Source organism: Citrobacter sp. Cpo221 (genome assembly GCF_030332345.1).
GTDB classification, from domain to species: Bacteria; Pseudomonadota; Gammaproteobacteria; order Enterobacterales; family Enterobacteriaceae; genus Citrobacter; species Citrobacter portucalensis.
In genome coordinates, this window is record NZ_JAOWIA010000010.1 from 52786 (window position 1) to 70978 (window position 18193).

Sequence of the window (18193 nt, forward strand, 5' to 3'; positions counted from 1 at the left end):
GACCCTGTAAAAAGTACGGCATTGATAATCATTTTCAATATCATTTAATTAACTATAATGACCCAACTGCTTACGCGGCGTTAACACTGGCCGCCCGACAATACTGGAGATGATTATGAGTTATACACTGCCATCCCTGCCGTACGCTTATGATGCCCTTGAACCGCACTTCGATAAGCAGACGATGGAAATCCACCACACCAAACACCACCAGGCTTACGTAAATAACGCCAACGCTGCGCTGGAAAGCCTGCCTGAATTTGCGAGCCTGTCTGCTGAAGAGCTGATCACCAAACTGGATCAACTGCCAGCAGACAAGAAAACCGTACTGCGTAACAACGCGGGCGGTCACGCTAACCATAGCCTGTTCTGGAAAGGCCTGAAAACCGGTACTACGCTGCAGGGCGACCTGAAAGCGGCTATCGAACGTGACTTCGGCTCCGTTGACAACTTCAAAGCTGAATTTGAAAAAGCAGCGGCAACCCGCTTTGGCTCCGGCTGGGCGTGGCTGGTTCTGAAAGGTGACAAACTGGCTGTTGTTTCCACCGCCAACCAGGATTCCCCGCTGATGGGTGAAGCTATCTCTGGCGCTTCCGGTTTCCCAATCGTGGGCCTGGACGTGTGGGAACACGCTTACTACCTGAAATTCCAGAACCGTCGCCCGGACTACATCAAAGAGTTCTGGAACGTTGTGAACTGGGACGAAGCTGCCGCGCGTTTCGCAGCAAAAAAATAAGTTCTACGCTTTAACAAAAAGCCCTGCAAGCGATGCTTGTGGGGTTTTTTTGTGATCAAACTCAATATAAAAACAATGGCCCACTTAAATTGAAACAAGGTTTTATTATGCGAGTGGGATCACTTTTATAGTCTCTATGAATGTCTATCTTCTTTTCATCAAGACGGGCGCATCTCAAAGCAAGATGCAATCGCCCATAAAAATTGCCCCATTTTTATGTCTACAGGTGATGGAAATGCAGATCAAACGTACGATAGAGAAAATCCCAGGCGGTATGATGCTGGTGCCGCTTTTCCTGGGCGCGTTGTGTCACACCTTTTCCCCCGGCGCCGGGAAATATTTCGGCTCCTTTACCAACGGTATGATCACCGGTACGGTACCAATCCTGGCGGTCTGGTTCTTTTGCATGGGGGCGTCGATCAAGCTAAGCGCCACCGGCACCGTGCTGCGTAAATCAGGTACGTTAGTCATAACCAAGATTCTGGTGGCGTGGGTGGTTGCAGCAATTGCTTCACGCATTCTGCCGGAACATGGTGTAGAGGTCGGATTCTTCGCTGGGTTGTCTACGCTGGCGCTGGTGGCCGCGATGGATATGACCAACGGCGGGCTGTATGCCTCGATTATGCAGCAGTACGGCACCAAAGAAGAGGCCGGAGCGTTTGTCCTGATGTCGCTGGAGTCTGGCCCGCTGATGACCATGGTGATTCTGGGAACCGCCGGGATCGCGTCGTTTGAACCGCACGTATTTGTTGGTGCAGTATTGCCGTTCCTGATTGGCTTTGCGCTGGGGAATCTGGACCCTGAACTGCGGGAGTTCTTCAGCAAAGCGGTGCAGACGCTGATCCCGTTCTTTGCCTTCGCATTAGGTAACACCATTGATTTGAGCGTGATTGCGCAGACCGGCGTGCTGGGTATTCTGCTGGGCGTGGCGGTGATTATCATCACTGGTATTCCATTGATTATCGCCGATAAACTGATTGGTGGTGGCGATGGTACGGCGGGGATTGCCGCTTCCAGTTCCGCGGGGGCGGCGGTTGCTACGCCTGTGCTGATTGCTGAAATGGTTCCGGCATTTAAACCGATGGCACCGGCAGCAACTTCCCTGGTCGCCACGTCGGTGATTGTGACCTCCATTCTGGTGCCGATTATCACGTCTATCTGGTCGAAAAAGGTCAAAGCAAGGGCGGCAGAAATTGATATTCGTGGTACCGTGAAGTAAGTCTCTTAAGCCGGATGGTCTGCTCCATCCGGCTTAATTTTTACCCTTTGACGACAAACACCTCATCGATTGTTCGGCACTCACTCTCGTTCAACTCTCCACCGGCATTACGTGACACGCCGGTACAATAGCCAAATTTACGCGATACCACGGTTTTGATGGTGGTGACAAAATCTTCGCCGATGGCATAGATGGACATGTAGGTGCCAATCTGGTCCTGAATATCGCGAAGCGCTGCCAGGTCGCCCTGTTTAAACGCTTCCCGCGCGCTGACAAACAGTTCCGGCATGACGTTGTTCAACCCTGAAATAATCCCCGCGCCACCTGCCAACAGGTTGGGAATGTAGTATTCGTCATAGCCGGACAGCACGGCAAAATCCTCCCGCACGGCGCGGGTGGTCTGAATCATACTGCGGGTATGGGACTGGCAGTCGACGGTGTCTTTAATGCCAGCAAAATTCGGGAACTCGGCGGCGAGGGTAGCTACCAGTTCGGGGGTTAAATCGCAGCCGGTGCGTGCCGGGAAGTTATAAGCAAACCATTTGCCGCTGAGTTTCTGCCCCAACTGACGGAAGTAGCTCAGCAGCTGTTTCGCTGTTTGTCCGTAGTAGTAGGGTGGCAGGATCATCACGGCATCGTAACCTGAGCGATACGCTTCCTGCGCCATCAATAAAACATCATTCTGGCAGGTGGATGAGACGTTGGCGACCATCTTTAGCGAGCTCATGGCACGGGCTTCGCGGATCAGCAGCAGCCTTTCTTCGAGCGTAAAGGAGGCAAATTCCCCGATGCTGCCCATCAGCAAAATCACGTCGATTTTGGCCTCGGTAAGGCGTTTGAGATGTTGGCTTAGACCGTTGAGATCGATCTTGCCATCATTGTCCATTGGCGTAATGGAAGGACACCAGACGCCAGCAAATTGCGATTGACCAGTCACGTTGTCGACTCCTTATTTGAAATGATGTTTCAAAACCAGATTACATTGATAGCATGTGTCCCTAAGTTTCATGTGAACCGTGCTCTCATTTTGAGCGACTGGGGTAAAATAAATGTGGTGTAATGGGGGAAATTTATCGGGAGAGGGAACAGATGCGATATCCGGTCGATGTTTTTACGGGCAAAGTTCGGGACTACACGGGAAGCCGTCCCAGCGCGATTGCTAAAGTCCAGATTGACGGTGAGTTGATGCTGACCGAACTGGGGCTGACGGGGGATGAACAAGCGGAAACGAAAATTCACGGCGGGCCGGATCGCGCGCTGTGTCACTATCCGCGTGAACACTATCAGCACTGGAGACAAGCGTTTCCGGAGCAGGCGGAGCTATTTGTCGCCCCCGCGTTTGGTGAGAACCTCTCTACTGAGGGGCTGACTGAAGAGAATGTGTATATTGGCGACATTTTCCAGTGGGGAGAGGCGCTGATTCAGGTCACGCAGCCGCGCTCGCCGTGCTTTAAGCTGAATTTCCATTTTGGCATCAGCGATATGGCCAGCCAGATGCAGGATGTGGGTAAGACAGGCTGGCTGTGCAGCGTCATCGCGCCTGGTCAGGTGTCAGCAGACGCGCCATTGATCCTGGCGTCACGCGTGAGCGACGTCAGCGTACAGGAGGCAATTGCTATCGCCTGGCATATGCCGTTTGATGATTCGCAATATCACCGTTTACTGTCGGCTGCCGGGTTATCAAAAAGCTGGACCAGAACGATGCAAAAGCGCCGTCTAAGCGGCAAGATCGAAGACAATTCCCGCCGTTTGTGGGGAAAATAAACCTACCTTCATCTGGCAATTAAATCAGGTGGCGACACCTGATTTACCTCTCCCCCGTGGTTCATCTCCTGCGTACCAAACCGGGCAAAAACCTGACGGTCACGGTTTGCTTCAAAGCCATTCTTGATACCTGGTCCACAAAAAGAAACTCTGCGTTGAAAAAAAACTTGAGTATTTCCTGCACTCAAATATCTTAGCTTCAAATTGGTTTAAACCAGATGAGCGAAATGAAAAAGAAAAACAATGTTGATGTGCTCAGAGAGCGCTTTGAAAGCTGGTTAAACGAGAATAATTTACCAGCGGGCTCCAAATTGCCCTCGGAGAGAGAGTTATGTGAGCTGCTGGATGCAAAGCGTATGACCTTACGTCAGGTTCTGATTGAGCTTGAGATCGATGCGCGTATTTTCCGCAAGAACCGCAGTGGTTGGTTTATTTCATCGAAGCGATTTATTTATAACCCTAAATCACTTTCCAGCTTCAATGCTGAAGCTTGTGCTCAGGGACGTAAGCCTTTTTGGGATTATTTAACCAAAGAAACCATTGATACAGTTCCGCATCATGTTGATGATGTTTTTCTCTCCTCCGGCGATCGCTATTTAGTTACCGGCTGGTGCGGCCTTGATTCACATAAAGTGTTTTACCATGAATCCTATATTGATGCCGATGTTGCGCCAGGATTCATTAATAAATTGGGCAATCAGTCTTTTGCCAGCGTCTGGGAAGATGCGTTTGGCCATGTTTTAAATATCAAAGAAATGATTTTTAAACCGGTCAATATGCCAGAAGTGGCCTGCAAAGAGCTGGGTGTTGCGCCTAATACGTATGGAATTTTAGTAGAAAAACATCGGGCTACCCGAGATAAAAAAGTGGTTCAGGTTGATTTCGAATACTGGCGACTTGAATCAGTGGAACTTGTTATTCGCGATGAATGAGAAAAATAATGGGAAAATGTAACCAAGAACTTCTTGCGGAACGCGCGAGAAATATACCGCTGTACCTACATGCTTATGCTTTTCATCTGAATATGCGCTACGAGAGAGTCCTGCCGGGGGATCTTCTGGATATTGCGCATCAGCAAAAATTGAAGGGTGTAAAAATACATGTTGAGGATGGTGAGTCCCAATCACTGCAGAAACTGAACGATCAGCAGCTACACGATTTTAAAGAAAAGGCCAAAAAATATAATCTGGATGTGCATATCGAAACGAGCGCATCGGATAAGGCAACATTGACGGATGCAATCCGTATTGCTGTTGCTACTGGTGCAACTTCAGTGCGTTTCTACCCGCGTTATGAAGGGCATCTGAACGATGTTATGGCGAAGATTGCCAATGACATTGCATGGTTGTCTCAGTATGACGATTGCGGATTAAGCTTTACTATCGAACAGCATGAAGATCTGCAAGGCCATGAGCTGGTGACGCTGGTGAACAATAGCGGGATGAAAAATCTCTCTATTCTGTTTGATTTTGGCAACATGATTAATGCTAATGAACAGCCGCTTTCTGCGTTAGAGGTTATGTCTCCTCTGATCACTCAGGTGCATATTAAAGACGCTAAAATTATTAAAGAAGGTAAAGGCTGGGGGCATGAGGCTTGTCGTTCAGGACACGGCGATTTACCTATGGAAGAGATGCTCAAGGCATTATTACTTTTAGGTGAAGATAAACCGCAGGTACATGCCTTTGGTCTGGAAGAAGAAGTTGAATATTATGCCCCTGCATTTCGCTTCGACGATGAGGGTGATAACCCCTGGATCCCATGGCGCGATGCAAGTTATACGCCGCTGCCTGACAGTAATATGATTGATGCGCGACTGGCGCAGGAAAAAGAACATGCTCTTGCCCAAATAAAATACATTCGTGATATATGTGACAAGTTTACAGGCAATTAATTAGTTTTCTTAAAATATTATTAAATGCGGAAAGGATTATGAAAATAATCCCCTGGCTTTATTAATTATATAATCTAATTTATATATTTCTCTCAACAAGCAATGAGGGTTTAATCATGTTCATGAATAAATGGGCAAGGCTCTGTTTTTTGATTTTAGGCGGCGGTACGATATTCAAACTTTCAAGTATGAAAGATGTTTTCTATGTGCCAATGCAGAATGACTGGGGTTTAACCAATACGCAAATTGGGTTGAGCTTTACGGTTTATACGATTGTTCAGACAACCGGACTTTTTCTTTCTCTCTATATCGCAGACCGTTACTCCAAGAAAATATTATTACCGTTCGGTCTGATTGGCGTTGGGTTATGTGGTTTATATTTAGCGACCCTACCGTCATTTACCGGTTATCTCATTTGCTTTGCCGCGATGGCTTTCTTTGCCGATGTGGTTTATTGGCCGGTATTGCTGAAAGCTGTTCGTTTGCTGGGCACGAAAGAAGAACAAGGACGCATGTTCGGCTTTTTAGAAGCCGGACGTGGCGTGGTGGATGTTATCGTTGCTTCTGGCGCTCTGTTTGTCTTCGTCCAGTTTGGTGAAGGTAAAGCGGGGATGCAGGCGGGCCTGTTGTTCTATACGGTCATTACGCTTGTGGCAGGTATTGTGACGTACTTTATTGTCGATGATGACAAAGTGAAAGGCGGCGAGAAAACCAGTGCCAACATGGAAGTGTTAAAGGGTATCAAACATGTTTTGTCCTGCCCTAACGTTTGGCTGGCTTCTTTAGGTATTTTCTTCGTTTACGCCGCGTACTGTGGACTGACTTACTTTATTCCGTTCTTAAAAGATATCTATATGCTGCCGGTAGCGCTCGTTGGTGCGTACGGCATCATCAACCAGTATGCGTTAAAAATGGTAGGTGGGCCGATTGGTGGAATGCTGGCAGATAAAGTTGCTAAATCACCGACAGTGTATCTGAAGTGGACGTTCCTGATCTCTGCTGTGGCGATGCTTGTGTTCATGCAGTTACCGCATCAAACAATGAACGTGTATATCGGTATGGCGGCGACATTAGGGTTCGGAGCGATTATCTTCTCACAGCGCGCCATTTTCTTCGCGCCAATGGATGAGATCGGTACCCCACGTGAGTATGCGGGTTCGGCAATGGCATTTGGCTGTATCATCGGATATATGCCAGCGATGTTTGCGTACACGTTGTACGGCTATTTGCTGGATACCAATAGCGGCATCACTGGCTACAACTATGTCTTTAGCGTGATGATTGCGTTCAGCTTAATGGGCTTTATCTGTTCGACCATTCTGGTGAAGCGGATTAAAAAGCAAAAGCTAGCGGCGGCAGAAGTGACAGCATAAAGCGAGAGCTTCCCCGGCACGAGGCTACCGGGGAAGCCTGTTAAGCGCGTTTATACAGCGGTAACCAAATCACCAGCCGTAAACCACCCAGCGGGCTGTCTTCGGCCTTCACCCAGCCACGATGCTGCTGAATTGCGGTTTCAACAATCGCCAGACCCAGACCTGTTCCGCCAGACTCGCGATCGCGCGCCTCATCGGTACGATAGAACGGACGGAAAATCTGTTCTCTGTCTTCAGGGCTAACGCCTGGGCCATCGTCGTCCACGGTGATGGTAATCCCGTCGATATCCACCGCGAAGCCAACTTCAATCTTCGTATGTGAATAGCGCAGGGCATTGCGCACAATGTTTTCCAGCGCACTTTCCAACGCATTTGGGTTACCGTACAGCGGCCACGGACCCGGCGGGAAATTCACCGTGAGTGATTTACCCATCTGCTCAGCTTCAAAGGCGGCGTTATCCAGCACTTCGCCCCACAGCTGATTAGCTTTCACTGTTTCACTGACCAGCGCGTTTTTCTGCTGATTACGTGACATCACCAGCAGGTCGTTGATCATGCTGTCCAGTCGGTGTGCTTCTGTTTCAATGCGCTCCAGCTCTTTGCTCTCACCGCTACGACGGCGCAGCAGAGCGGTGCCCAGTTGCAGACGCGTTAGCGGTGTTCTCAGCTCGTGAGAGATGTCCGACAGCAGGCGTTGCTGTGTGGTCATCATCCGTTCCAGCGCTGTCACCATCTGGTTAAAGCTGGCGCCTGCCGCCAGAAACTCCTGCGGACCGGCTTCCAGTTCCGGATGCTGACGCAGGTTGCCCTGGGCCACTTCATCCGCCGCGTTTTTCAACTTACGCGCCGGTTTCGCCAGACTCCAGGCAAGCCAAAGCAATAGCGGTGAGCTGACTAACATGGTGACGATCAGCAACAGCAGCGGTCGGTCGAACAGCAGGTTGATAAAGTCAGATTGTGAGCTGCTGGCAGGTCGTATGAGATACAGCTGGTAGTTATCTTCACCGTCTCTGACGGAGAAAGGCCCGACCATCTCAACGCGACCGTATTTTTTCTTTTGCGGATGGTCGGCGTTATCGGCCTGACCAATAAAGTTACGAATGATCTGCATTTCGTTGCGTTCTGCGCCGATCACGCGTCCTTCCGTCGTAACAAGTAATAACCGCTGTCCTGGCGGCGCCCACTTGTCTATCGCCCGAAACAAGCGACGCCACCACATCAAATCGTTGGGTGGATCGTTCGCCAGTTCAGCTTCAACATGTTGCTCAATCATTAACCCCTGGCGCTGCTCGCTGTCCAGTAGCTCGGTCATCTGGCGTGAGTCGAGCTTGGGTAACATCAGTACCAACATCAACACCAGTGCCAGCGTCAACCAGAAGATGGCAAAGATGCGTGCGGTTAAGCTCCCTATCATGAAGCGGAGACCATCAGGTAGCCGCGACCACGCAGGGTTTTAAACCACGGGTGTCCGTCTTTACGCTCTGGCAGCTTACGACGCAGGTTCGAGATATGCATATCGATCGCGCGATCGAAAGGCGTCAGGCGTTTGCCCAGCACTTCCTGGCTCAGGTGCTCACGCGAAACCACCTGACCGAGATGCTGAGCCAGCAAATAGAGCAGGGTGAATTCGGTGCCGGTTAACTCCAAAATTTGCCCGTCAAAGCTGGCTTCCTGGCGACCCGGATTAAGGCTTAACGCATCTACTTCCAGCGTCGGCGAGCCGTTATCGCTGTTCTGCTGCTGTTCGCTCCAGTGTGAGCGACGCAGAATAGCGCGGATGCGCGCGACCAGTTCACGGTCGTTAAACGGCTTAGGTAAATAGTCGTCCGCGCCCAGCTCAAGGCCAAGTACGCGATCCAATTCGCTGCCGCGAGCGGTCAGCATGATTACAGGTGTCTGGTGTGTCTGACGAAGTGCTTTCAGCGTATCAATGCCGTTTTTCTTCGGCATCATGACGTCGAGCAAAAGTAAATCGATGCTGTCATCCAGAAGCTCAAGCGCCTGTTCCCCATCATAGGCAACCAGCACATCGAAACCTTCCATTTCGAGCAACTCCTTTAACAGGGAAGTCAGCTCTCGGTCATCATCAACTAACAGGATTTTATTCATTGTTTACGTACCTCCGAGGCAGAAATTACGTCATCAGGCGTCGCTAATCTATGACTTTACGTTGTTTTACACCCCCTGACGCATGTTTGCAGCCCGAATCGTAAACTGTCTCTCGTTGAATCGCGACAGAAAAGATTTTGGGAGCAAGTGATGGGCAAAGTTACCGCTGCCGTCATGGCCTCAACGCTGGCACTCAGTACATTTAGCCATGCAGCTGAAGTCGTCACAGGCGATCACTGGCACCTGGGTGAAGGCTCATCGCAACGCAGCGTTCAGAGCCACATGTTTGACGGTATCAGTTTAACCGAACATCAACGTCAACAGATGCGAGATTTAATGCAGCAGGCAAGACACGAACAGCCTCCTGTTAATGTTAGCGAAATGGAGACAATGCATCGCCTTGTCACCGCAGAGAAATTTGATGAAAGCGCAGTGCGCGCTCAGGCAGAAAGAATGGCGCAAGAACAGGTTGCCCGCCAGGTTGAAATAGCCAGGATCCGCAACCAGATGTATCGCCTGTTAACGCCCGAGCAGCAAGCGGTTTTAAATGAGAAACATGAACAACGAATGGAGCAACTGCGCGACGTAGCGCACTGGAAAAAAAGCTCATCGTTGAATTTATTGAGTAGTAGCAACTCACGTTCCCAGTAGTAACCCTGTTTTCCTTGCCATAGACACCATCCCTGTCTTCCCCCACATGATGTGGGGGTTTTTTTTGCCCAAAATTACAGTGAATTACCAAAGATAAACAGCTACTTGCAGATAGTATTTGGAGCTGAAAACAGCTTTTGTTATGTATGGCTGACTTCAATGTAACTTACTGCCTTTATGTAGAGCGGCGTGATCTGATAATAATGCTTAGCTTTTTCCTAAATCCAACACTTTTCCATCATTGGTAATGATAAATGTGTAGTAGTGATTTTTTCCATTTAAGGTATAGCTTGCACCATACACCACCCCTTTTTCTAAATTGACCGTGAAGCAGGTACTTGGGTAGATGAGATGTTTAAAATCGCCGACTAATAATTTTTTATCTTCTCTACCATTAGTTGACAGAATATAGCGGTTTAACACATCATTTTTATCTATGGTAAAGCAAACACGATTGCCATCTACGTAGATCGCCTGTCGTTCACCGGACTCTGCACCCTCTCTGCCTTTCCCTGGGCACCCGGCCAGAAATAAAAGTAAAGGGAGAAAAAAGAACGATTTCTTCATATCGGAAAGCTCCCGAGTACCTTTTCATATTTCTGCGTTAATTCCAGCGCCGGTTCTTCTGGGTCATAATCACGGTAAACATACAGATCGCTATGCCCATCAAACCCATAGTGCTTTAACAACCAGTAATCGCTGACTAAGGATGCTTGTTGCTCCAGTCCGTAATCAAGTAGATTTTTTTCATTTAGGCTGTATGTATAGTCAGCTGCCCATGAGAACGCCCCACGTGTTCGTACCCACATTCCATATTGGTGCTGCCAAACATGCATCATTTCATGCAAAAAAAGATGCTGGGCATTTGGAGTTGGCTGTTTTGTTGGCATCGAGAAATCATCTTCGTATTTTATTGTTCTAAACCACATTTCGCCGTCAGGCGTCATCGCCTGACCTGGGTTTTGAGTATCAAAAGGAAGATAACTTTCCAGATGAACCCAAACCTGATGGTAAAGAATGCTGAAGCCAAAGAGCGAGTTTGCAAGATTTATCTCGCCAAGCCTTAACCTACGCAGACCTCCTTCTTGGATCGGTTTCCAGTCAATAGAATTAGGGTAATACGCCATCTTAATCCCTCAAGATATGTTGATTGAGCGTTTATCGTACACCTAAAGTAAATGAGGATTAGAAGTGTTACAGAGAGGCCTTAAAAATTCAGAATAAAACGTATTCAGGTGACGTATTGCTGCAACATTCCATCCCTGTCTTCCCCCATATGATGTGGGTTTTTTTTTTGCCCAAAATTTGTCCCTCGGTTATTGCCTGACTGTTTTACTTCATCCGGTATACTAGCGGCATATCCTGGCAGGAGTGTTTATGAATCAAACCTATGGGCGGCTGGTGAGCCGGGCGGCAATCGCGGCAACCGTGATGGCATCGCTGTTACTTTTGATCAAAATTTTCGCGTGGTGGTACACCGGGTCGGTCAGTATTCTGGCAGCGCTGGTGGATTCTCTGGTGGACATCGCGGCGTCATTAACCAACCTGTTGGTGGTGCGCTATTCGCTGCAGCCCGCCGATGATGAGCATACGTTCGGACACGGAAAAGCGGAATCGCTGGCGGCGCTGGCGCAAAGCATGTTTATTTCCGGTTCGGCGCTGTTTTTATTCCTGACCGGGATTCAGCATCTCATTCAACCCACGCCGATGAAAGATCCCGGCGTTGGGGTGGTTGTCACCATTATTGCGTTAGTGTGTACAATCATTCTGGTCTCGTTTCAGCGCTGGGTAGTGAAGCGTACGCAAAGTCAGGCCGTTCGGGCAGATATGCTTCATTATCAGTCTGATGTTATGATGAACGGTGCGATTCTCATTGCGCTCGGGCTGGCATGGTACGGCTGGCATCGTGCGGATGCCTTGTTTGCGCTCGGGATTGGCATCTATATTTTATATAGCGCATTACGCATGGGGTATGAGGCAGTGCAATCTTTGCTGGATCGCGCTTTACCCGATGAGGAACGTCAGGAAATTATTGATATCGTGACGTCATGGCCTGGAGTCAGCGGCGCTCACGATCTTCGCACGCGGCAGTCAGGGCCGACCCGCTTTATTCAGATTCATTTGGAAATGGAAGATAATCTGCCGCTCGTTCAGGCGCATTTAGTGGCTGAACAGGTTGAGCAGGCAATTTTGCGGCGTTTCCCGGGATCGGATGTCATCATTCATCAGGATCCCTGTTCAGTCGTACCCAAGGAAGGCAAGATGTTTGAGCTTTCATAATTCGTTGTAAAAAAAGTGAACCGGGCCAGCATTTTGTGTATAAATTACCACCATTTGGCCTGACCTGAATCAATTCAGCAGGAAGTGATTGTTATACTATCTGCATATTCGTTGGATCGTTTCGATATGCGGAATCGACTTCCGGCAGCAGATTTCATTTTGCATTCCAAAGTTCAGAGGTAGTCATGATTAAGAAAATCGGTGTGTTGACAAGCGGCGGTGATGCGCCGGGCATGAACGCAGCAATCCGTGGTGTTGTACGTGCAGCGTTGACGGAAGGGCTGGAAGTCATGGGGATCCATGATGGCTACCTGGGTTTGTATGAAGACCGTATGGTCCAGCTTGACCGCTACAGCGTGTCCGACATGATCAACCGTGGCGGTACTTTCCTCGGTTCTGCTCGCTTCCCGGAATTCCGTGATGAAAACGTGCGTGCGGTAGCTATCGAAAACCTGAAGAAGCGTGGCATCGACGCCCTGGTTGTTATCGGGGGTGACGGTTCTTACATGGGGGCAAAACGCCTGACTGAAATGGGCTTCCCGTGCATCGGTCTGCCGGGCACTATCGACAACGATATCAAGGGCACTGACTACACCATCGGCTACTTCACCGCGCTGGGTACTGTCGTTGAAGCGATTGACCGCCTGCGTGATACCTCTTCTTCTCACCAGCGTATTTCTATCGTTGAAGTGATGGGCCGCTACTGTGGTGACCTGACCCTGGCAGCAGCGATTGCCGGTGGCTGTGAGTTCGTGGTGGTTCCGGAAGTGGAATTCAGCCGTGACGATTTGGTTACTGAAATCAAAGCAGGTATCGCGAAAGGTAAAAAACACGCAATCGTAGCGATCACTGAACACATGTGTGACGTTGAAGAATTGGCGCATTACATTGAGAAAGAAACGGGTCGTGAAACGCGTGCAACCGTACTGGGTCACATCCAGCGTGGTGGTTCCCCGGTTCCTTACGACCGTATTCTGGCATCCCGTATGGGCGCCTATGCCATTGAACTTCTGCTGGAAGGTCACGGCGGTCGCTGCGTAGGTATTCAGAACGAGCAGCTGGTTCACCATGACATCATCGACGCTATCGAAAACATGAAGCGTCCGTTCAAAGGTGACTGGCTGGACTGCGCGAAGAAACTGTATTAATTGCAATTGCCGGATGGCGGCTTGCGCCTTATCCGGCCTACATGATGCAAATCGTAGGCCTGATAAGCGTAGCGCCATCAGGCAAAAACTCGACTCCATATATTCCCCCAAGTTATAGCAAATCTTTTTTTATTCTTTAATGTTTGGATGCCTTTCTGGCACGCTTTGCTCATCACAACACTACCTAAGAGAGCTGGGCGATGAACAAATGGGGCGTAGGGTTAACATTATTGCTGGCATCGACCAGCGTTCTGGCAAAGGATATTCAGTTACTTAACGTATCGTACGATCCAACGCGTGAACTGTACGAGCAGTACAATAAGGCCTTCAGCGCGCACTGGAAGCAGGAAACGGGCGACAACGTCGTGATTCGCCAGTCGCATGGTGGTTCGGGTAAACAGGCGACCTCCGTCATCAACGGCATTGAAGCCGATGTCGTGACGCTGGCACTGGCTTACGACGTGGATGCCATTGCTGAACGTGGCCGTATCGATAAAAACTGGATTAAACGCATGCCGGATAACTCTGCGCCTTACACCTCCACCATCGTATTCCTGGTCCGCAAAGGCAATCCCAAACAAATTCATGACTGGAACGATTTAATCAAACCGGGCGTGTCGGTCATTACGCCAAACCCGAAAAGCTCCGGCGGAGCTCGCTGGAACTATCTGGCGGCATGGGGCTATGCCCTGCACCACAACAACAACGATCAGGCCAAGGCACAAGACTTTGTGAAGGCCCTGTATAAAAACGTTGAGGTACTCGATTCTGGTGCACGTGGTTCAACCAATACCTTCGTTGAACGTGGTATCGGTGATGTGCTGATTGCCTGGGAAAACGAAGCGCTGTTGGCAACGAACGAGCTGGGCAAAGATAAATTCGAGATAGTGACCCCGAGTGAATCTATCCTCGCGGAGCCGACCGTGTCCGTGGTTGATAAAGTGGTGGAAAAGAAAGACACCAAAGCGGTGGCGGAAGCTTACCTGAAGTATCTCTACTCTCCGGAAGGTCAGGAAATTGCGGCGAAAAACTACTATCGTCCACGTGATGCAGACGTTGCGAAGAAATACGAAAACGCATTTCCGAAGCTGAAGCTGTTCACTATCGACGAAGAGTTTGGCGGCTGGACGAAAGCGCAGAAAGAGCACTTCTCTAACGGCGGTACGTTCGACCAAATCAGTAAACGATAAATAAGTCTCTGATTTACCGACCCGGTGGCCTAACGCGACCGGGTTTTTTATTTGTCATGGTTTTGCGTTACTCTTGCCCTTCAATGGGATACAGGAAACGCGTAATGAAAAAAGCAGGCTATCTTTTACTGGCGGTGATTGTGGTCGCCGCCGCTGCAGGTATCGGGTACTGGAAATTCACCGGCAACCCGGACGCATTACGCCAGATCGTTCTTCAGCAATGCCTGCCGCACCAGTTGCAGCAGCAGGACCCCGCACCATGCGCTGAAGTAAAGCCGGATGCTGGATATGTGGTGTTCAAAGACCGTAACGGCCCACTGCAATATCTGTTGATGCCTACCTGGCGCATCAACGGAACGGAAAGTCCGCTGTTGTTGAAATCAGGCACACCGAACTTTTTCTGGCTGGCCTGGCAGGCGCGTAGCTTTATGAGCCAAAAATACGGCCAGGAAATCCCTGACAAAGCAGTCTCTCTGACCATTAACTCACGTAGCGGGCGTACGCAAAATCACCTGCATATTCATATCTCCTGCCTGCGAACCGATGTCAGAAAGCAGCTGGATGACAACCTGGCGAAAATCAGCACCCGCTGGCTACCATTACCGGGTGGGCTGCGCGGTCATGAATATCTGGCACGTCGCGTCACGGAAAATGAACTGGCACAACGCAGCCCGTTTATGATGCTGGCGGAAGAGGTGCCGGATGCGCGTGAGCATATGGGCAGCTATGCGTTGGCGATGGTGCGCCAGAGCGACGAATCCTTTGTCCTGCTGGCTACTCAGCGCAATCTGCTGGCACTGAATCTCGCCTCCGCTGAGGAAATTCAGGATCATCAATGTGATATTCTGCGTTAACCCCACCTAATCTGGCGTTTACTCCGCATGCCTGTCCCCGTATTCTTGTTGAAAAAAACAACAGGAGACAGGCATGTCGCTCTGGCTTACACACCCTCTGTTTATCCCCTCTCTGGTGGTTGGTATCACCATTCTGCTCTGGGCTACGTCGCTGCTGCCGGAGTTTATAACGGCGCTGCTGTTCTTTGCCGTGGCGATGGTCGCCAAAATCGCGCCACCGGATGTGATTTTTGGCGGCTTTGCGTCCTCCGCATTCTGGCTGGTGTTTAGCGGCTTTGTACTGGGTATTGCGATTCGTAAAACGGGGCTGGCGGACAGGGCGGCGAGGGCGCTGTCATCGAGGTTGACTGATTCCTGGCCGTTAATGGTGGCGAGCGTAGTGCTGCTGAGTTACGCGCTGGCATTTGTAATGCCATCCAACATGGGCCGCATTGCGCTGCTGATGCCGATTGTCGCGGCGATGGCGAAACGGGCTGGAATTAACGAAGGCACGCGCGCCTGGTATGGTCTGGCACTGGCCGTCGGATTTGGGACGTTCCAGCTTTCTGCGACGATTTTACCCGCTAACGTACCGAATCTGGTGATGAGCGGCGCGGCGGAAGGCTCTTACGGCATCCACCTCAATTATCTTCCCTATTTGCTGCTGCATACGCCGGTTCTGGGTTGGCTTAAAGGCGCGGTGCTCATTGTGCTTATCTGCTGGTTGTTCCCTGGCAAGCCGCATGCGCCGCGCGATCTCACGCCGCCGGAGCCGATGAGCCGGGATGAAAAACGTCTGGCCTGGATGTTAGCGGTGGTGCTGTTCTTGTGGGTAAGCGAAAGCTGGCACGGTATTGGCCCCGCGTGGACCGGGCTGGCGGCGGCAGTTATCACATTGCTACCACGGGTTGGCTTTATCAATGGCGACGAGTTTTCCGCTGGGGTCAACATTCGTACCTGTATTTATGTGGCGGGTATTCTGGGGCTGGCGATCACCGTCACGCAGACCGGTATTGGTAGCGCCGTTGGCGAAGCGCTGTTACAGGTGATGCCGCTGGATGCGGAAAAGCCGTTTACCAGTTTCCTCGCACTGACCGGTATTACCACTGCGCTTAATTTTATTATGACGGCGAACGGCGTTCCGGCGCTGTATACCACGTTGGCGCAAAGCTTTGCCGATGCGACGGGATTCCCACTGCTGTCGGTGATTATGATCCAGGTGCTGGGTTATTCCACACCACTGTTGCCGTATCAGGCTTCACCGATCGTGGTGGCGATGGCGCTCGGGAAAGTACCTGCAAGGGCGGGGATGCTGCTGTGTATCGCACTGGCGGCGGCAACATATCTGATTCTTCTGCCGCTGGATTACGCCTGGTTTACGGTGTTGGGAAAACTGTAGCTGTATCAAAATGTTAATTTTTTGTTTTGTGAGTGAGTGAATTGTATTATGCGCGGCAATATTGGTTAATGCCTGAGCGCAGATTTGCGCACTGGAAATTCAAGGATTGATTCATGGACAGTTTAACCCCCATCCGCTGTTGGCCTGCCATCATCTCGCTCGTGATTACGCTGACCATCTGGTTTGTTATCCCGTGTCCACCTGACGTAACCCCGCAAGCGTGGCACCTGCTGGCACTGTTTATTGGTACGATCGCTGCGATTATCGGTAAAGCCATGCCGATTGGCGCAATTGCGATTGTGGCGATTATGCTGGTGGCGATGACTGGCGTTACTAACCCCGGCAAACCCTCCGCGGCGTTGAACGATGCGTTGAGTGGTTTTTCTAACCAGCTAATCTGGCTGATCGGTTTATCCATTATGCTGTCGCAAAGTCTGTTAAAGACGGGCCTGGGAGCGCGTATTGGCTACGGGTTTATTGCGCTATTTGGTAAAAGAACGCTGGGCATTGCGTGGGCATTAACCCTTGCGGAAACGCTAATTGCACCCGTAACGCCAAGCAATACCGCGCGTGGCGGCGGCATTATCCACCCGGTAATGCGGGCGATTGCGGAGAGCCTCGGCTCGCAGCCAGGCCATGCCGAGAATGGCTCAACGGGCCGTTATCTCGCGCTGGTGAACTACAACATTAACCCGATCAGCTCGGCAATGTTCATCACCGCGACCGCACCTAACCCGTTAATCGTCAGCTTTTTGACGAAGGGGACGGATGGCGTGCTGAACATGACCTGGGGAATGTGGGCTATTGCGGCGCTTCTTCCTGCTCTGGTATCACTGGTTGTCATGCCGATTGTAATCTGGTGGCTCTATCCGCCAGCTATCACGCGCACGCCAAATGCGCCGCAGTTCGCGCGGCAAAAACTGGATGCGCTGGGTCCACTATCACTGGCAGAAAAAATCACCCTGGCAGTATTCATTTTGCTGCTCTGCCTGTGGGCGGGTGTTCCAGCGATGCTGATGGGCAGTGCCTGGAGCGTAAACCCTACCAGCGCCGCGTTAATTGGATTGTCGATTCTATTGATGGCGGGCGTATTGAGCTGGGATGACATTCTTAAATGCCGCGGGGCATGGGATACGATAGTCTGGTTTGCCGCGCTGGTGATGATGGCAGATTTTCTCAGCAAACTGGGGTTGGTGGGATGGCTGGCAACCAGCGTTGGTAGTGCAATCGACCATCTTGGCGTGCACTGGAGTGTTGCAACGCTGCTGTTGATTCTGCTTTACGTCTACTCGCACTACTTTTTCGCCAGCACAACTGCGCATATTACGGCTATGTTCGCTGCGTTCTTCGCCGCAGGATTAGGCCTCGGCGCGCCACCAGCATTGCTTGGTTTAATGCTCGGTTTCTCCTCCTCTTTGATGATGTCGCTCACGCACTATGGCACGGGTACTGCGCCGATCATCTTTGGTTCGGGCTATGTCACGCTGGCGGAGTGGTGGAAAACGGGCCTGGTGATGAGTGTGGTCAACCTGACCATTTGGGGGGTGACCGGCGCCTTCTGGTGGCACTGGTTGGGATACTGGTAGTTAATACAGCG

General features: G+C 50.6%; 18 protein-coding genes. 13 read left to right on the forward strand and 5 right to left on the reverse strand.

All coding sequences use genetic code 11. The annotated features are described in order from the left end of the window. Window positions 1-115 precede the first annotated feature (115 nt). Together sodA and kdgT are read left to right on the forward strand one after the other, a co-directional pair. Window positions 116-736, forward strand: a complete 621-nt coding sequence (gene sodA / locus OGY72_RS00310) for a superoxide dismutase [Mn] (RefSeq protein ID WP_003840480.1) — start codon at window positions 116-118, stop codon at window positions 734-736. Window positions 737-971: 235 nt separating this feature from the next. Continuing rightward, a complete protein-coding gene (gene kdgT / locus OGY72_RS00315; RefSeq protein ID WP_003825237.1) occupies window positions 972-1955 on the forward strand; it encodes a 2-keto-3-deoxygluconate transporter in 984 nt (327 codons plus the stop codon). Between the two features lie 40 nt (window positions 1956-1995). Here the strand turns inward: kdgT and OGY72_RS00320 are convergent, their stop codons facing one another. Continuing rightward, the gene (locus OGY72_RS00320) at window positions 1996-2892 is read right to left on the reverse strand and encodes a dihydrodipicolinate synthase family protein (protein WP_003825235.1); all 897 of its coding nucleotides are present in this window, start codon (window positions 2890-2892) and stop codon (window positions 1996-1998) included. 152 nt (window positions 2893-3044) lie between these two features. On the opposite strand from OGY72_RS00320, the gene yiiM reads away from it, so the two are divergent. The 4 genes from yiiM (at window position 3045) to OGY72_RS00340 (ending at window position 6986) form a co-directional block, all read left to right on the forward strand. After that, window positions 3045-3719 carry a 6-hydroxyaminopurine reductase gene (yiiM, locus tag OGY72_RS00325; RefSeq protein WP_003825233.1) on the forward strand — a complete coding sequence of 225 codons (675 nt, stop codon included), beginning with the start codon at window positions 3045-3047 and terminating at the stop codon, window positions 3717-3719. A 227-nt stretch (window positions 3720-3946) separates the two neighbouring features. Continuing rightward, window positions 3947-4651 (forward strand): GntR family transcriptional regulator, encoded by a 705-nt coding sequence (locus OGY72_RS00330; RefSeq protein WP_003825231.1) that lies wholly within the window; start codon window positions 3947-3949, stop codon window positions 4649-4651. An 8-nt stretch (window positions 4652-4659) separates the two neighbouring features. Beyond that, complete coding sequence (locus tag OGY72_RS00335) at window positions 4660-5613, forward strand: sugar phosphate isomerase/epimerase family protein (RefSeq protein ID WP_191235882.1); 954 nt, start codon at window positions 4660-4662, stop codon at window positions 5611-5613. Window positions 5614-5735: 122 nt separating this feature from the next. Further along, window positions 5736-6986 (forward strand): MFS transporter, encoded by a 1251-nt coding sequence (locus OGY72_RS00340; protein ID WP_122973888.1) that lies wholly within the window; start codon window positions 5736-5738, stop codon window positions 6984-6986. 40 nt (window positions 6987-7026) lie between these two features. Here the strand turns inward: OGY72_RS00340 and cpxA are convergent, their stop codons facing one another. Together cpxA and cpxR are read right to left on the reverse strand one after the other, a co-directional pair. After that, the gene (cpxA, locus tag OGY72_RS00345) at window positions 7027-8400 is read right to left on the reverse strand and encodes an envelope stress sensor histidine kinase CpxA (RefSeq protein WP_003028758.1); all 1374 of its coding nucleotides are present in this window, start codon (window positions 8398-8400) and stop codon (window positions 7027-7029) included. Next, entirely contained in the window at window positions 8397-9095 is a 699-nt protein-coding gene (cpxR, locus tag OGY72_RS00350) for an envelope stress response regulator transcription factor CpxR (protein WP_003028763.1), read from the reverse strand. The genes cpxA and cpxR overlap by 4 nt, the downstream gene beginning before the upstream one ends. Window positions 9096-9245: 150 nt before the next feature. Here cpxR and cpxP point away from each other — a divergent pair, with 150 nt between their 5' ends. Next, window positions 9246-9746 (forward strand): cell-envelope stress modulator CpxP, encoded by a 501-nt coding sequence (cpxP, locus tag OGY72_RS00355; RefSeq protein ID WP_008787022.1) that lies wholly within the window; start codon window positions 9246-9248, stop codon window positions 9744-9746. A 207-nt stretch (window positions 9747-9953) separates the two neighbouring features. Here the strand turns inward: cpxP and OGY72_RS00360 are convergent, their stop codons facing one another. Further along, the gene (locus OGY72_RS00360) at window positions 9954-10313 is read right to left on the reverse strand and encodes a putative T6SS immunity periplasmic lipoprotein (protein WP_079939318.1); all 360 of its coding nucleotides are present in this window, start codon (window positions 10311-10313) and stop codon (window positions 9954-9956) included. After that, a complete protein-coding gene (locus tag OGY72_RS00365; RefSeq protein ID WP_286546017.1) occupies window positions 10310-10873 on the reverse strand; it encodes a type IV secretion protein Rhs in 564 nt (187 codons plus the stop codon). The genes OGY72_RS00360 and OGY72_RS00365 overlap by 4 nt, the downstream gene beginning before the upstream one ends. Before the next feature lie 250 nt (window positions 10874-11123). Between OGY72_RS00365 and fieF the strand changes: the two genes are divergently transcribed. From fieF to OGY72_RS00395, 6 genes are all read left to right on the forward strand, one after another. After that, window positions 11124-12026: a CDF family cation-efflux transporter FieF gene (gene fieF / locus OGY72_RS00370; RefSeq protein ID WP_003825216.1), complete on the forward strand. Its 903-nt coding sequence runs from the start codon at window positions 11124-11126 to the stop codon at window positions 12024-12026. A 185-nt stretch (window positions 12027-12211) separates the two neighbouring features. Continuing rightward, window positions 12212-13174: a 6-phosphofructokinase gene (gene pfkA, locus OGY72_RS00375; protein ID WP_286546018.1), complete on the forward strand. Its 963-nt coding sequence runs from the start codon at window positions 12212-12214 to the stop codon at window positions 13172-13174. Window positions 13175-13374: 200 nt separating this feature from the next. Continuing rightward, window positions 13375-14364 (forward strand): sulfate/thiosulfate ABC transporter substrate-binding protein Sbp, encoded by a 990-nt coding sequence (gene sbp, locus OGY72_RS00380; RefSeq protein ID WP_286546022.1) that lies wholly within the window; start codon window positions 13375-13377, stop codon window positions 14362-14364. A gap of 104 nt (window positions 14365-14468) precedes the next feature. Then, a complete protein-coding gene (locus tag OGY72_RS00385; RefSeq protein ID WP_020996109.1) occupies window positions 14469-15218 on the forward strand; it encodes a CDP-diacylglycerol diphosphatase in 750 nt (249 codons plus the stop codon). A gap of 73 nt (window positions 15219-15291) precedes the next feature. Further along, window positions 15292-16596, forward strand: coding sequence for an SLC13 family permease (locus tag OGY72_RS00390; protein WP_126957433.1), 1305 nt, complete (start codon window positions 15292-15294; stop codon window positions 16594-16596). Window positions 16597-16709: 113 nt separating this feature from the next. Beyond that, the gene (locus OGY72_RS00395; protein ID WP_003825206.1) at window positions 16710-18182 is read left to right on the forward strand and encodes a DASS family sodium-coupled anion symporter; all 1473 of its coding nucleotides are present in this window, start codon (window positions 16710-16712) and stop codon (window positions 18180-18182) included. Window positions 18183-18193 lie beyond the last annotated feature (11 nt).